Source organism: Aeromonas sp. MTB (genome assembly GCF_056632455.1).
This window is the reverse complement of sequence record NZ_CP147026.1, coordinates 2,439,967-2,454,753: the sequence shown is the minus strand read 5'-3', so window position 1 is coordinate 2,454,753 and position 14,787 is coordinate 2,439,967. Positions and strand designations below refer to the sequence as shown.

Genomic DNA, 14,787 nt, shown 5'->3' with positions numbered 1-14,787 from the left:
GCCTATCTGGCTTGCAGGTATCGCTGCTATCAATTCACAGCAATCGATCAATAGAAATCGTCTGCCCCGCAGATAAAGAGGCAGCTGCTGCGCGGCTGGGCTAGATATTCGCGGGTCAGCCCCTCCAGCGGCATGCCGAAGGTGCAGATATCTTGCGGCGAGGGGAGGGCGGTATCGAGGATCCGCCGCCAGTAGCCGCCGACCCCCTTGGGGGGGCTCGGCAGGTTGAAGGTGAGGGGTTCCCAGTAGGCGTTGAACAGCACATAGAGCGCCAGCTTGGTTTCGCTCGACAGCGCCGACATGGCGATGGCGTGGGAGTGGGGGCTGAAATCCGGTTGCCCGGCGTTGACCCCGTGCCAGCAGATCTCGCTGTGGCGCAGGATCTCGGTGAGCGACAGCGGCATGCTCTCCTGCTCCGGGCGCTGGAACAGGTGTTTGCGGTACTGGATCAGCTCCTTCATAAAGCGGAACATCTCCTGACTGCGGGCATTGGGCAGCCAGTTCATCCAGCAGGTGGCGTTGTCCTGACAGTAGCCGTTGTTGTTGCCCCGCTGGGTGCGCAGCAGCTCGTCTCCCATTAGCAGCATGGGGGATCCCACCGAGAGCAGGGTCGCTACCATCATGTTTTTGGCCTGGCGCATCCGCAGGGCGTTGATCTGGGGATCTTCCGTTACCCCTTCATGGCCGTGGTTCCAGCTGAAGTTGTGATCGCAGCCGTCACGGTTCTCCTCCCCGTTGGCCTCGTTGTGTTTGCTGTTGTAACTGGCCCAGTCCCACAGGGTAAAACCGTCGTGGCAGGTAACGAAGTTGATGCTCTTCTCGGGATCGGCGTGGTGATAGTGGTAGATGTCGGGGCTGCCGCAGAGCCGCTCGACAAAGGCGGTGACGCTGTTGTCATCCCCGCGCAGGAAGCGGCGCACATCATCCCGGAACTGGCCGTTCCACTCACGCCAGCGGGCGCCGGCCAGTGACCCCACCTGATAGAGCCCCCCGCGTCCCAGGCTTCGGCAATCAGCTTGATGTCGGCGATGTTGGGGTCGGTATCTATGGTGCGTAGAGTGGGTGCATTGGCCTGCGGTTGACCCGATTCATCCCGTGACAGAATGGCGGCCAAATCGAAGCGGAAGCCATCGACGTGCATCTCCTGACGCCAGAAGTGTAGGCTGTCCATGATCATCCGAAGCACCACCGGATGAGCGCCGTTGAAGGTGTTGCCGCAGCCCGAATAGTTGGTGTCCTTCTGGTTGTTGTCGAGGATGTAGTAGGCCTCGTTGTCGATGCCGCGAAACGAGAAGGTGGGGCCATCATCACCCCCTTCGGCGGTGTGGTTGTAAACAACGTCCAGGATCACCTCGATATTGGCCTTGTGCAGCGCCTTGACCATGTCGCGAAATTCGGTCAGCGGATCATCGCCGCAGGCGTATTGGGCGTGGGGGGCGAAAAAGGACATGGGGCTGTAACCCCAGTAGTTGGAGAGTCCTTTGGGCGCATCCTGAGGATCGAACTGGAACACCGGCAGCAGCTCGACGGCGGTGACACCGAGAGATTGCAGGTAGGGGATCTTCTCAATCAATCCGAGATAGGTGCCACGCAGCGCCGGATCGACCCCGGAGCTTGGGGACTTGGTAAAGCCCCCCAGATGCAGCTCGTAGATCACCGAGCGGGAGAGGGAGTGAGCGGGCAGTTTGTCTCCTTCCCAGTCGTAGTGGCGAGTATCGACCACCTTGTTTTTGGCGCAACAAGCCAGATTGCTGCCTGGACGGGCCGCCGCCCATCGATCGTAATTGGCGCCAAGCTCGATGCTACGGCCGTAAGGGTCGAGCAACACCTTCTCGGCATCGAAGCGGGTGCCGCCATATGGGCGCCACGGGCCCTGAATGCGATAGGCGTAACGCTGCCCGACCGAGATCCCCTCCACATGGATATGCCAGTAGTAGGCGGTGCGGTTTAGGCGCGGGGAGAGGGGGATCACCTCGGGGGTCGCATCGTCTGCGCTTGCGAAGAGCAGCAGTTCGACTCGGCTGGCGAGGCGTGCCCAGATCGCAAAGTTGACGCCGTGACTGTCGGGTGTGGCCCCCAACTGACGGCAGTGACCGGCGGAGATGCGCATATTCTACCTACCCAAAATGAGGAGTGTTCACCTTATTGAGTGTAGTGCCGGATGCCTGGCAAGGACTCGATTGCCTGAAAAAACAGCATGATGCTGCTAATGACCGCACTATTTGTCCGATTAATCTACGAATAAACTTTTTTTGAGATATTTACTTGCAATCTGTGCGCTGGCGCCTATTATTGGCGACCTCAGACGCGGGGTGGAGCAGCCCGGTAGCTCGTCGGGCTCATAACCCGAAGGTCGTCAGTTCAAATCTGGCCCCCGCAACCATCTGAGATCCTGACCAGTAAAGCCGGTGTAACCGGTTGGTGGGAAAGGAGAAATCGAACTGGCTACTGCTCGGCCACTTCGAGAAAAAATTCGGACGCGGGGTGGAGCAGCTCGGTAGCTCGTCGGGCTCATAACCCGAAGGTCGTCGGTTCAAATCCGGCCCCCGCAACCAACTCTTTCGTCAGCTTGCGATTGTGTAAACAGTCGAAAGCAGACAAACGCCATCAAGCTACTGCTCGGCTTGAGGGTGACAATTCGGACGCGGGGTGGAGCAGCTCGGTAGCTCGTCGGGCTCATAACCCGAAGGTCGTCGGTTCAAATCCGGCCCCCGCAACCAACTTTTTCGTCAGCGTTCGATTGTGTAAACAATCGAAAGCAGACAAACGCCACCAAGCTACTGCTCGGCTTGAGGGTGATAATTCGGACGCGGGGTGGAGCAGCTCGGTAGCTCGTCGGGCTCATAACCCGAAGGTCGTCGGTTCAAATCCGGCCCCCGCAACCAACTTTTCGTCAGCCTGCGATTGTGTAAACAGTCGAAAGCAGACAAACGCCATCAAGCTACTGCTCGGCTTGAGGGTGACAATTCGGACGCGGGGTGGAGCAGCTCGGTAGCTCGTCGGGCTCATAACCCGAAGGTCGTCGGTTCAAATCCGGCCCCCGCAACCAACTCTTTCGTCAGCTTGCGATTGTATAAACAGTCGAAGGCAGACAAACGCCAACAAGCTACTGCTCGGCTTGGGGGTGACAATTCGGACGCGGGGTGGAGCAGCTCGGTAGCTCGTCGGGCTCATAACCCGAAGGTCGTCGGTTCAAATCCGGCCCCCGCAACCAACTCTTCCGTCAGCTTGCGATTGTGTAAACAGTCGAAAGCAGACAAACGCCAACAAGCTACTGCTCGGCTTGAGGGTGACAATTCGGACGCGGGGTGGAGCAGCTCGGTAGCTCGTCGGGCTCATAACCCGAAGGTCGTCGGTTCAAATCCGGCCCCCGCAACCAAATTTCTGAACGTTCCCTTCCTGTATCGCCAATCATTGAACAATCCTTCTTGATGCTCGTCACCATCTGGTGATTGCTGCTATTTCTGACGCTTTTTCAAGACCAAAACTGGTCGTATCAACCATTTGTTGGGTATCATCAGGTATCTCTTCATGGATGAGGCACGCGCCTGTGATCACTCCCTTCACCTATCTTCCTCCTGCTATTGAAAGCCGGGATGCCACGCTGGCCGAAGCCCTTGCCCAAGGGCTGCCGTTGCAACTGCTGCTGATCGCCGAAGAGCAGAAGGAGTCCTTGCTTTCGCTGCCCGCCCTTGCGGGTCTCCAGACCCAGCTTGCGCTGGGGAAAAAAGCGCCCTTTACCCTGATGCATGGCAATACCCTGTTGCAGGTGATGTTTGTGGCCGGCAGTGTGACGCGGGATCACCGCCTCTATAAACAGATCAGAGGCTGGATTGCTCCTCTTTCTGGGCTCAATGTGGAGCGGCTCGGGCTGCATCTGGAAGGTTTTTCTCCCTCCGAGCGAGTGATGCTGGCCGAAGTGATGTTGTCAGCCCTGCTTGCCGCCAATATTTCGTTGCCCACAAGCAAGCGACGCAGTGAAAGCAGCTGGAGCTATCAGCAGATCAAGGTTTCACCCGCAGTGGTGCTGGACTTGGCACGCCTTTACAGCGAAGCGGGGGGCAACGGGCTGGCTCGCCATCTGGCGGTGTTGCCTGCCTCCGAGCTGACGGCCGCCAGCTATCGCGAGTTTGTCAGCAAGCTGGCGCAAGATGAGGGGTGGCAGTGCCATCACTATGATCAGGCACAGCTGGCCGAGTTGGGGGCGGGGGCGTTTCTGGCCGTTGCTCGTGGCTCGGAAGACAATCAGGGGGCCATGGTCAAGCTCAGCTACTATCCACCCAAGCCGGTGCGCCGCATTGCACTGGTAGGTAAGGGGATCTGTCACGACTCCGGCGGTTACAACCTCAAGGTCTCTGGCAGCATGTATGGCATGCATCTGGACATGGGGGGCAGTGCAGTGGCGCTCGGCACCCTCTACGCCATCAGCCGAGCCCGGTTGCCCTACGAGGTACACTGCTGGCTGGCCATTGCCGAGAACCATATCGGCCCTCACGCCTATCGCCCCGGCGAGGTGGTGACCGCCATCAATGGCACCTCCATCGAGGTGGTCGATACCGATGCCGAAGGGCGAATGGTACTGGCCGATACTCTGGCGATGGCGGTGCAGGATACCCCGGATCTGCTGCTCGATTACGCGACCCTGACCGGAGCCTGCAAACGGGCGCTGGGTAGCCGCTACAGCGGCGTCTTTACCAATCGCAGCGAATGGATGACATCGCTGGTCAATCTGGGTCAGCGCAGCGGCGAGCGGATCTGGCCCTTCCCGCTTGATGACGATTACGACGACAACATCGAGAGCGAGTGGGCCGATCTGTTGCAGTGTGCGCCGGGCAGTTCGCCGGATCACATCGATGCGGCCCGTTTCCTCGCCCACTTCGTGCCCGAGCAGACCCCCTGGCTGCACTTCGACCTTAGCGGTTTTCGCAACAAGGGGGGCAATGGGGTGGTCTCCAGCGAAGTGACCGGCTTTGGCGTGCGTCTCACGCTGGATCTGCTGGCCAGCCCGCTTGGCAGAGTTGGTCGCCAAGCCTCTGAACAATCTGAATGATTACAAGGATTTCTGTGAAACAACCAAGCTATGACTGGGTGCTGTTCGATTTGGATGAAACCCTGCTCGATTTTCCGGTCGCCTCTGCGCTGACGCACACCTTGCAGATCTATGGCGTACAGGCTGATGACGCCAGCATGGCGCAGTACCACGCCCTCAACCACGGGCTCTGGCAGCAGTACAACGACGGCGAGATCGATGCAACGGCGTTGCAGCAGACCCGCTTCTCCCTCTTTGCCCAGCAGGTTGCCGCCGATCCCATGGCGATGAACAACACCTTTCTGGAGCAAATCATTGCCCTTAGCATGCCTCTCGAAGGGGTGGTCGAGACCCTGCAGCAGCTGCGCAGCAAGGTGCGGATGGGGATCATCACCAATGGTTTCAGCGTGCCTCAGCGGGGGCGGCTCGGCAAACTGGGCTGGAGTGAGTGGTTCGAGCCGCTGGTGATCTCCGACGAGATCCGGGTGACCAAGCCGGCGCCAGCCATATTCCAGCACACCCTCTCCCTGATGGGGCAGCCAGATCCGGCCCGGGTGCTGATGGTGGGGGATAATCCGAAAACCGATATTGCCGGGGCGGCGGCGCAGGGGCTGGCAACCTGCTGGTACAACCCGGCGCGGCAAGCGGGCGAGTGCGATGCCACCCACGAAATCCACCACTTCGCCCACCTTGCCGACATTGTGCTGGGACGCTGATAGCCAGGTTTAACCCATCACGTTATCGGTGACCAAAATGTCCTGGCAAGTCGCAACCCGGGTTGTTCGAGACAGGATTGGGTTTGCTTGAGACAGTAAGGGGAGCTGATGCTCCCCTTACTTATGAGTATTTTCCTGTGAATGCAGGGATCTGAACTGATAGCGATCCAGGATCTGCTGATAGTCGGGACTCTGTTTCAATTGATCGATAGCCTGATTGATCCGCTGCAGTTGCGCCTCAGTAGTGCTCTCTTTGCTCAGCATCAGGTGAACCGGTGTGACTTCGATACGCAGCAGGGTATGCAGCTGAGCCAGCGCTTCATCCTTATCCTGCCACCCCTGCAGTCCGTGGGGATCCAGAATAAACCCCTGAATCCGACCCCCTTGCAGCATTTTCAGCAGCTGATCCAGCCGCAGGCGCATCTGCAAGCGAGGTTGCAGCTCGGGCCTTGCCATCAACTGGCGGAAGGTATTGCCGTAATCAAAGCCCTTGAGCACCCCGATATGGAAGTCGGGGGTGTTGATCAACTGCTCGAGGGTGGTGATCCCGCGCCAGCGTTCGGCATCTTGCCGGCGGATGATGATGGCCGTCTCCTCTTCCCGATAGGGGTGGCTGAAGCGGGCATATTGCTGCCGCTCGGCGGTGATATTGGCTGACATGGTCAGCTGAACCGTGCCGAATTTCAGCTCGTGCAGCACGCGAGCCCAGGGCATTTCACTGAATTTGGCCTGATAACCGGCCCGCAGGAAGATGGCGTTGAGCAGCTCCACATCCAGTCCGCGGAGCTGTTGCTGTTCATTGCGATAACTGAAGGGCTGCCAGTCGACCCAGCCCACGACCAATGACTCCTGTGCCGTAGCCTGGCAACACAAACACCATAACAACAAGAGTCTGTACACAACGCATACCCTCGAACAGGCTGATACGGTGAGTATTGGACAGGAACGACGGAGTAACCAGTGCTGAGGGTTGAGCGGATGCACAGATGTGCATCCCTCACAGTTCGTGGGCGTGGAATCCCTTGCGATAGCGGGTTTCACAGCGCGGGCAGCGTTGCAGGGTCGGATCCTGTTCCAGCTGTTCGATGGACAGTGGCTCTTCACAATCGGAGCAGAGGCCATAGAGGCCGAGATCCATCTGGCAGAGTGCCGCATCGATCCGCTTGAGGCGGGCCACGCTCTGCTCAACCTTCGGCAGATCCAGCCGGCTGGTCAGTTCCACCAGTTGATCCTGCTCGCAGTGACCGACCTGCTCGGCCCACTCGTCACGGCGGCAGGCTTTAAGCTGACCGATCAGCGTTTCTCGTACTTGGGCCCAGTCTGACAGCAGGCGATTACGCCAGACAGTCAACTGTGCTTGCGTCATTTCACACACATTATCCCCCACAGGACAGACGACAGATTCGGGGCAGTATAGGGATCCGATAACTTTATCAAGATGATATGCGTCAAGTTAAATGTGGTTAGCCGTGGCTTTTGGCTGCTTGCAGCAGGGCATCGCGGATCGGATCCGTCTCTTTGAGCACCCGGATCTCCTGAAACAGCAGGTCCGCTTCGGGATATTCCCGCTTGAGATAGCTGAACCACTGTTTGATGCGGCTGGGGTAGTAGTCGGCTTTTTCGCTGGCCAGATCCTGCTCGGTATAGCTCACCATCAACTGCAGCACCTCGGCCCAGCTCATGTGCGGGCAGCCGGTTTTCATCACGTTGGCCAGATTGGGCAGGGAGATGGCGCCGCGCCCGACCATCAGGGCATCGCAACCCGAGACCCTGGCGCAGGCGAGGGCATCTTTGTGATCCCAAATCTCGCCGTTGGCGGTGACGGGGATGGGCAGGGCGCGGCGAATGGCATCCACATACTCCCAGTGGGCGGGGGCCTTGTAGCCTTCGCGCTTGGTGCGGGCATGAACGGCCAGCTCGTTGGCGCCCCCTGGAAGACTGCCTGAGCGTTCTCCAGATAGAGATCCTTGTCGTCGTAACCGAGGCGAATTTTGGCGCTCACCGGCAGATGGGCAGGCACCGCCTCGCGCACCGCCTTGACGATGCGGTAGATGGTCTCGGGCTCTTTGAGCAGCACCGCACCGCCCTTGCTCTTGTTGACCGTAGGGGCGGGACAGCCGAAGTTGAGATCGACGCCGGGGAGCCCAGCTCGATGGCGCGCACGGCGTTCTCGGCCAGCCACTCGGGGTGTTGCCCCAGCAGTTGTACCCGCACCGGGGTGCCTGCGCGGGTTTTGCCATCTTGCAGCAGTTCAGGGCAGAGGCGGTAGAATACCTTGGCGGGCAGCAGCTGATCGACGACCCGGATAAACTCGCTCACGCAGAGATCGTAATCATTGACGGAGGTGAGTACCTCCCGCATCAGGTGATCCAGTACCCCCTGCATGGGGGCCAAAATAACGCGCATAACGGCTTTCCGACGAGAGTGGCAAGAAAAAAGAGCGCAGATTGTAGTGGGGTTGCGGCCCGCTGTCAGCACCCGCTCAAACTCTGTTAGGCTAGAGGGAGATAAATCACGCAAGGAGACGGAATGAAGCGTTGGTGTCTGATGGCGCTCGGGTGGCTGGCATTTGCCACCGGTATCGTGGGTATTGTGCTGCCCCTGTTGCCGACTACCCCCTTCATGTTGCTGGCTGCCGCTCTGTTTGCCCGCTCGTCGCCCCGTTTTCATCGCTGGTTGCTGACCCATCCCTGGTTTGGCCCGCCCATCGTCGATTGGCAGCGATATCGCGGTATTCGTCGTCAGGCCAGACGGCGCGCGATTATCTTCATTTTGCTCACCTTTTCGGTGTCGCTGGCGGTAGTGCCACTGCTGTGGGTCAAGGGGCTGCTGGTTATCATAATGGTGATCCTGCTCACCTGGTTAATGCGCCTGCCGGTGCTGGAGCCAGTTGCAATGGTGAAGTGAAGTCCCTAAGCTATTGCAGCAATAATGCTATGGAGTCGGCCTGTCATTTTTGCGTGACAGGCTTTTTTATTTCCCGCAGAAGGGAATTGAGAAAAAATGGCCACCCTTGGGTCAAAAAAATAAGCGGTCAACACATGAATCCGGAAACCCTGAAATTTATCGAAGCAAGCATCAAGACCATTCCCGACTATCCGAAGCCGGGCATTCTGTTTCGTGACATCACCAGCCTGATCGAGAACGCCGAGGCCTTCAAGGCCACCATCGATCTGCTGGCCAATCATTATCGTGATCAAGGGATCACCAAGATTGTTGGCACCGAAGCCCGCGGCTTCATCTTTGGCGCGCCGGTTGCCTATGCCATGGGGCTGGGCTTCGTGCCGGTCCGCAAGCCGGGCAAGCTGCCGCGCGAAGTGATCGAGGAGTCCTATGCCCTCGAGTACGGCACTGACACCCTGCAACTGCACACCGATGCCATCGTACCTGGTGACAAGGTGCTGGTCGTGGACGATTTGCTGGCGACCGGCGGTACCGTCGATGCGACCGTCAAGCTGATCCGCCGTGCCGGTGGTGAAGTGGCCGATGCGGCCTTCATCATCTCCCTGCCGTCTCTGGGTGGCGATGCCCGCCTGACTGCCGCTGGCATCAAGGTGGTCTCACTGGTCGAGCTGGCCGGCGAGTAATGCCTCTTCGGCCTGATCCTCTGCATCGGGCCTGCGTTGAACCGGTGCCCTTGCGGGCATCGGTTTGAAAATCAAGCGATCCCTCCCGCTCTGACCGATAGCCGATACAGCCAGCCCGCCATTTGTGTTAGCATCCGGCCTCAATGCCCTGTCTTCCCTGCATGATGGATTTATGAGCTATCAGGTTCTGGCGCGTAAATGGCGCCCCCATACGTTTGAACAAGTGGTAGGCCAGCAACATGTGCTGACCGCCTTGACCAACGCCCTGGATCAGGGACGGCTGCATCACGCCTATCTGCTGAGCGGTACCCGCGGGGTCGGCAAGACCACCATCGCCCGTATTCTGGCCAAGAGCCTCAACTGCGAGCAGGGGATCAGCAGCCACCCGTGCGGCGTCTGCGATACCTGCCGCGAGATCGATCAGGGCAACTTTGTCGACCTGCTGGAGATTGACGCGGCGTCCCGCACCAAGGTGGAAGATACCCGCGAGCTGCTCGACAACGTGCAGTACCGCCCGGCCCGTGGCCGCTTCAAGGTCTACCTCATCGATGAAGTGCACATGTTGTCGCGCCACAGCTTCAACGCGCTGCTGAAAACCCTGGAAGAGCCGCCCTCCTATGTGAAGTTTCTGCTGGCCACCACGGATCCGCAGAAGCTGCCCATTACCATCCTCTCGCGCTGCCTGCAGTTTCATCTGAAGAGTCTGGATCAGACCCAGATCGCCAAGCAGCTCGAATGGGTGCTGGATCAGGAGGGGCAGCCCTTCGAGCCCCGCGCCCTGCTGGCTTTGGCCAAAGCCGCTGACGGCAGTATGCGTGATGCCCTGAGCCTGACCGATCAGGCGCTGGCCCACGGTAACGGCAGCGTGCGCCTCGAGAGCGTGCTGGCGATGCTGGGCACGCTCGATCACCGCCATCTGCACCAGCTGCTGGAAGCCATTTTGCGGCAAGATGCGCCAGCGACCATGGCCAAGATCACCGAGATTGCCACCCTGGGCCCCGATTTTGATCAGCTCCACGCCGAGCTGGAAGGCTTGCTCCATCGTATCGCCATGGCGCAGCTGCTGCCTGCCAGTGTGCAGGAGCAGGGGGCGGATGCTGATTCCCTGCTGCAACTGGCCAAGGCGATGAGCCCAGAAGAGGTGCAGCTCTGCTACCAAATTGTGCTAGGTGGCCGTAAAGATCTGCCCTGGGCCCCCGATGGCCGCACCGCGCTGGAGATGACCTGCCTGCGGATGCTCGCCTTCTCGCCAAGGCGCGATGCCCTGCATCCGGCCAGCCTCACTGCGCTGCCCCCGTCAATGACGAGCAATGCCACTCCGGTAGCCTCCTTGCCGGGAAAGCGCCCGGCCGCTGAATCGGCCGCAGTGGCACCGATCAGCGGCGCCGTGCCTGCACCGCTAGCCAGCCCAGTTGCCAGCCCTGTAGCTACCAGTGCCGTGCACGCGGTTGATGTCTCCCTGCCTTCGATGGTGGATGACATCGGCAACCCCGCTGACAGCGAGGAGGAGGCGCAAGCCGCCGAGCTGTTCAGCCAGCAGGATGAGTTGCTGCGTGAAGCCGCAGGCATGGGGTATCAACCCGAGCCCGCGTTGCCACATGCGCAGCCCGATGTGTCTGTGCACTCAGCCGCACAGCCCGTTGATGCTGATGATCGAGCGCCTGCCGCAGCCGATATGGACTATTCCCGTGGCGAGCCGCTGACAGCCCCCTTCGAGCCCGCGCTCGAACCGACAACCGAGCCGGTTAGCGCACCTGAAGCTGTGTCAGCGGTATCGAGCATGCAGAGTCTGCTTGGCAAGCGAAACATGCTGCGCAGTCGCCAGCGTGGTCAGGATGCCCCGGCGGTACCCGCGCCGCGCGCTGTGCCGGTTACGCCAGCGCGCCCTGTCGCGCCCGCCGCCGCACCGGTCGTCGCTCCACAGCCTGCCCCGATCAGCCAACCGGCCGGGCAGGGGATGACGGCGATGGGTCACTATGATGATCTGCCGCCAGTGGATCTCTATAACGACAGTTACGAGCCGCAGGGTGATAACGGCGATTACGAAGAGTACCTCAATCAGGGCTTTGCCGAGCAGACTCAGGTGATGAGCCACGCCCCTGTCACGGCACCGGCCCAGCCAACCGATCTGCCACCTTGGGATCTCGACGGGCAGCCGAGCTATCGACCCGGTGAACGCAGCGCTGCGGCGCCTGCGGTGACGCCCACCCCAGCGACTCAGCCGCCCGTTGCCACCACGGCGGTGGCTGCTGCCCTTGTGACGCAGGATGAGCCCGCTCAGCCGGTGATGGAGACCATCGATTGGGATGAGCTCGAGAGCGACAGCGAGCCGCAAGAGGGAGAGGCGACTCGCCTTATCCCCTCCTCACTGCTCAATGGTTGCGGCGACCCATGGGCCGAGTTGATCGCTCACACTCAGGTGGGAGGGCGGCTGCGCCAGCTCGCCATCAACTCGGTGATGACGCGGGAAGGGGACAAGGTACTGCTAACCCTCAAGCCCGAGCAGCGCCATCTGGTGAGCGACAAGGCGCGCGCCGATCTGGCCGAGATCATCGGGCCAGCGCTGGGTCAACCGGTGCAGGTCGAGGTGACGCTTGGTGTGGTGCCTGACCAGGAGACCCCCCTCGAGATCGAACATCGCCTTTATCTCGGGGTGCGCGAGCAGGTGACCCGGGATCTGGAGCAGGATCCCAACGTGCAGTTTTTAGTTCAGCGGTTTGGTGCCGTGCTTCATCACGAGAGCATCGAGCCCCTCAACCGCTAAATTCCGTGGCCGGGAGCTTGCTTCCGGTTGAAAAGTAGTTTGGCTGTCCCCATCTAGGACAGACAAGCCCACAGCCCGGCGCTGGATGCCGGATTTCAAGACGAGAGACGACATATGTTTGGTAAAGGTGGAATGGGGAACCTGATGAAACAGGCCCAACAGATGCAAGAGCGTATGCAGAAGGCGCAGGAGCAGCTGGCTCAGATGGAAGTGACCGGTGAAGCCGGTGCTGGCATGGTCAAGGTCACCATGACCGGTAGCCACAGCGTCCGTCGCATCGAGATCGACCCCTCCCTTATGGAAGATGACAAGGAGCTGCTGGAAGATCTGGTTGCCGCCGCTTGCAACGATGCCGTGCGTCGTGTGGAAGAGCAGAACAAGGCCAAGATGGGCGAGCTGACCGGTGGCATGCAACTGCCGCCAGGCTTCAAGATGCCGTTCTAAGGCGACTCTCCCCGCGCATTCTTGCTCCCTTGTCGCTGGCCATTCGGGCCACGGCAAGGGTGACGGCCGAGAGACCCAAAGACGCAGCCGTTATCGCCTAGGCGATACGCTGCGTTTTTTTGTGGGCGCCATGCTGGCGTGGACGAGTTCTACTTATCCCTTCTGGGGAGAGGTTGCTACAGCACAGGCCGATTGCGCCATGAAACGCAGCACCTCGCTAAGGCAGCACTTTTTGTCGATACCCGCTATCGGATATCCCGGTTTGGCGTGGCCGGGCTGGATCGGCATAATGGCGGCTTGCCGTATTGAGGAGATTGTATGAAATATATTGGAGCCCACGTCAGTGCGGCCGGCGGGGTGGAGAATACCATCGCCCGCGCCCAGGCCATCGGGGCCAACGCGTTTGCCCTCTTTACCAAGAATCAACGTCAGTGGCAGGCGGCACCCTTGTCGGATGCCACCATCCGCGCCTTCAAGGCGGCCTGTGACAAGGCCGGTTTTCTGCCGGAGCAGATCCTGCCCCACGACAGTTACCTCATCAATCTGGGCCACCCGGATCCCGATGGTCTGGCCAAATCCCGCGATGCGTTTCTCGACGAGATGAAGCGCTGCGAGCAGCTGGGGCTTTGCTATCTGAACTTCCATCCCGGTAGCCATCTCAAGCAGATCCCTGAGGCGGCCAGCCTCAAGTTGGTGAGCGAGTCCATTAACTGGGCGCTGGAGCGCAGTGAAGGGGTGACGGCGGTGATCGAGAATACCGCCGGCCAAGGTACCAACCTCGGCTGGTCGTTTGAGCACCTCGCCACCATCATCGAGGGAGTGGAGGACAAGAGCCGCGTCGGGATCTGTTTCGATACCTGCCACGCCTTTGCCGCTGGCTACGATCTGCGCACTGCCGAGAGCTGCGCTGCCGTCTTTGCCGAGTTCGACCGCACGGTGGGTTTTCACTATCTCAAGGGGATGCATATCAACGGCGCCAAGTGCACCTTCGGTAGCCGTGTCGATCGCCACCACAGCTTGCGGGAGGGCAATCTGGGGGAGGCTGTTTTCCACCACATCATGAATGATGATCGCTTCGATCGCATTCCGCTGATCCTCGAGACCATAGACGAGTCCATCTGGGGCGAGGAGATCAGCTGGTTGCGCAGTCTGGCGAAGTGATACTCAGAAGCGAATCAAAGAGAGGGAGCCGTGGCTCCCTCTCTGTTTTTTTCCCATAGGCATGCAGGTCTGCCAGCGGCGCTCCGAGCGGGCGTTACTCTGCACGGCTCACCTCGGCATCCTTCACCTGAGCCCGGCAGAAGTGGATAAAGTGGCGCAGGGAGGTGGAGTGGTACTTCTGCTTGTGCCAGATAAGGGAGAGCTGGCGCGGGAAGCGGCGGGAGAGGGGCAGGGCGATCAGCCGCCCATCTGCCAGGCGATCCGAGGCTGCCAGCCGGGAGATAAAGGAGATGCCAAGCCCCTTCTCCACCGCCAGCATCACCGCCTCCAGGGTGTTGAGTTCAAGCCCTGGTTGCCAGCGGGGCAGCTCGGGCTGGATCTGCTGGATAAATTGCTCGCGGCTGCCCGATTGCGCTTCACGCAATACCCAGGTTTCGCCCCCAGTCGGGAGAGGGAGAGCTCCTTCTTGTTGGCAAGCGTGTGACCGGGTGGGGCCACCACCAGCATCTCGTCCTGCAGCCAGGGTTCGGCGAGCAGGTCGGGGTGGTGGTTCTCCCCCTCGATCAGTGCCATATCCAGCTCGAAGTTGGCCAGCGCATGGCAGAGCAGGTGAGTGTTGTTGATGGTCACCTTGGGGGGAGTCCCAGCTCCTGTTTGCTGCTGGCGAGCAGGGTGGGGAGCAGGTAGTTGCCGATGGTCTGACTGGCACCAAGGCGCAGTTGGCCGCTCGGCTCGGCATCTGGGCTGAACAGGTTCTCGATATCCTGCATCCGGGTCAGCAGCTCTTCGGCGGCCGGTTGCAGCAGGCGCCCCTCGTTGTTGAGCTGCAATCTGGGGTGAATGCGGTCAAACAGCGGGGTGGAGAGCTGGCGCTCCAGCTCCTGCAGCGACTGGGAGACAGCCCCCTTGCTCAGGCAGAGCTCGTTGGCGGCAAGGCCAAGGTTTCCATAGCGGGCAATGGTGGCGAACACTTTCAGCTGCTGCAGGGTCAGTTTCATCGTGTTTGGTTTTCCTGAATGATTGATTTAATTCATTTAGATATCGTAAACGATAAGGGGCCATTATCCTATCGCCATAGTCATCAAT

Annotated in this window: 9 protein-coding genes, 7 tRNA genes and 3 pseudogenes; 14 read left to right on the top strand and 5 right to left on the bottom strand. The window is 60.0% G+C overall.

Translation table 11 applies throughout. The features are described from left to right. Window positions 1-47 precede the first annotated feature (47 nt). Window positions 48-2,110: pseudogene (gene glgX, locus WBR25_RS11315) on the bottom strand (glycogen debranching protein GlgX). 196 nt (window positions 2,111-2,306) lie between these two features. On the opposite strand from glgX, the gene WBR25_RS11310 reads away from it, so the two are divergent. From WBR25_RS11310 to yjjG, 9 genes are all read left to right on the top strand, one after another. Beyond that, window positions 2,307-2,383 (top strand) — tRNA-Met (locus WBR25_RS11310). A 95-nt stretch (window positions 2,384-2,478) separates the two neighbouring features. Beyond that, window positions 2,479-2,555 (top strand) — tRNA-Met (locus WBR25_RS11305). Window positions 2,556-2,643: 88 nt separating this feature from the next. Continuing rightward, window positions 2,644-2,720: transfer RNA gene (locus tag WBR25_RS11300), tRNA-Met, on the top strand. A gap of 88 nt (window positions 2,721-2,808) precedes the next feature. Continuing rightward, window positions 2,809-2,885, top strand: a tRNA-Met gene (locus tag WBR25_RS11295). Between the two features lie 87 nt (window positions 2,886-2,972). Beyond that, window positions 2,973-3,049: transfer RNA gene (locus WBR25_RS11290), tRNA-Met, on the top strand. A gap of 88 nt (window positions 3,050-3,137) precedes the next feature. After that, a tRNA-Met gene (locus tag WBR25_RS11285) sits at window positions 3,138-3,214 on the top strand. A gap of 88 nt (window positions 3,215-3,302) precedes the next feature. Further along, window positions 3,303-3,379 (top strand) — tRNA-Met (locus WBR25_RS11280). Window positions 3,380-3,550: 171 nt separating this feature from the next. After that, window positions 3,551-5,050 carry a M17 family metallopeptidase gene (locus WBR25_RS11275; protein ID WP_335832404.1) on the top strand — a complete coding sequence of 500 codons (1,500 nt, stop codon included), beginning with the start codon at window positions 3,551-3,553 and terminating at the stop codon, window positions 5,048-5,050. A 14-nt stretch (window positions 5,051-5,064) separates the two neighbouring features. Continuing rightward, window positions 5,065-5,745, top strand: a complete 681-nt coding sequence (gene yjjG, locus WBR25_RS11270; protein WP_005333455.1) for a pyrimidine 5'-nucleotidase — start codon at window positions 5,065-5,067, stop codon at window positions 5,743-5,745. Window positions 5,746-5,862: 117 nt separating this feature from the next. Here yjjG and WBR25_RS11265 read toward each other — a convergent pair whose 3' ends face one another. From WBR25_RS11265 to dusC, 3 genes and pseudogenes are all read right to left on the bottom strand, one after another. Beyond that, window positions 5,863-6,582: a substrate-binding periplasmic protein gene (locus tag WBR25_RS11265; RefSeq protein WP_302245941.1), complete on the bottom strand. Its 720-nt coding sequence runs from the start codon at window positions 6,580-6,582 to the stop codon at window positions 5,863-5,865. A gap of 160 nt (window positions 6,583-6,742) precedes the next feature. After that, a complete protein-coding gene (locus WBR25_RS11260; RefSeq protein ID WP_005333451.1) occupies window positions 6,743-7,111 on the bottom strand; it encodes a TraR/DksA family transcriptional regulator in 369 nt (122 codons plus the stop codon). Between the two features lie 97 nt (window positions 7,112-7,208). Next, window positions 7,209-8,151 (bottom strand): annotated as a pseudogene (dusC, locus tag WBR25_RS11255) (tRNA dihydrouridine(16) synthase DusC). A 123-nt stretch (window positions 8,152-8,274) separates the two neighbouring features. Here dusC and WBR25_RS11250 point away from each other — a divergent pair. The 5 genes from WBR25_RS11250 to nfo all read left to right on the top strand — a co-directional run bounded on the left by WBR25_RS11250 (window position 8,275) and on the right by nfo (window position 13,701). Then, window positions 8,275-8,652 carry a YbaN family protein gene (locus WBR25_RS11250; RefSeq protein ID WP_100645745.1) on the top strand — a complete coding sequence of 126 codons (378 nt, stop codon included), beginning with the start codon at window positions 8,275-8,277 and terminating at the stop codon, window positions 8,650-8,652. Between the two features lie 134 nt (window positions 8,653-8,786). Further along, window positions 8,787-9,332, top strand: a complete 546-nt coding sequence (gene apt, locus WBR25_RS11245) for an adenine phosphoribosyltransferase (RefSeq protein WP_005352403.1) — start codon at window positions 8,787-8,789, stop codon at window positions 9,330-9,332. A 172-nt stretch (window positions 9,333-9,504) separates the two neighbouring features. After that, window positions 9,505-12,096 (top strand): DNA polymerase III subunit gamma/tau, encoded by a 2,592-nt coding sequence (gene dnaX, locus WBR25_RS11240; RefSeq protein WP_429107290.1) that lies wholly within the window; start codon window positions 9,505-9,507, stop codon window positions 12,094-12,096. A 114-nt stretch (window positions 12,097-12,210) separates the two neighbouring features. Then, on the top strand, window positions 12,211-12,540 hold the full coding sequence (locus WBR25_RS11235; RefSeq protein ID WP_005333445.1) for a YbaB/EbfC family nucleoid-associated protein: 330 nt from the start codon (window positions 12,211-12,213) through the stop codon (window positions 12,538-12,540). A gap of 318 nt (window positions 12,541-12,858) precedes the next feature. Then, window positions 12,859-13,701 (top strand): deoxyribonuclease IV, encoded by an 843-nt coding sequence (nfo, locus tag WBR25_RS11230; protein ID WP_005333444.1) that lies wholly within the window; start codon window positions 12,859-12,861, stop codon window positions 13,699-13,701. Between the two features lie 94 nt (window positions 13,702-13,795). Here the strand turns inward: nfo and WBR25_RS11225 are convergent. Beyond that, window positions 13,796-14,699: pseudogene (locus tag WBR25_RS11225) on the bottom strand (LysR substrate-binding domain-containing protein). Window positions 14,700-14,787 lie beyond the last annotated feature (88 nt).

Bases quoted from the DNA above. Each gene is read 5' to 3' on its own strand.
- WBR25_RS11260 (WP_005333451.1), bottom strand. From the start codon at position 7,111: ATGACGCAAGCACAGTTGACTGTCTGGCGTAATCGCCTGCTGTCAGAC.
- WBR25_RS11250 (WP_100645745.1), top strand. From the start codon at position 8,275: ATGAAGCGTTGGTGTCTGATGGCGCTCGGGTGGCTGGCATTTGCCACC.
- apt (WP_005352403.1), top strand. From the start codon at position 8,787: ATGAATCCGGAAACCCTGAAATTTATCGAAGCAAGCATCAAGACCATT.
- dnaX (WP_429107290.1), top strand. From the start codon at position 9,505: ATGAGCTATCAGGTTCTGGCGCGTAAATGGCGCCCCCATACGTTTGAA.
- WBR25_RS11235 (WP_005333445.1), top strand. From the start codon at position 12,211: ATGTTTGGTAAAGGTGGAATGGGGAACCTGATGAAACAGGCCCAACAG.
- nfo (WP_005333444.1), top strand. From the start codon at position 12,859: ATGAAATATATTGGAGCCCACGTCAGTGCGGCCGGCGGGGTGGAGAAT.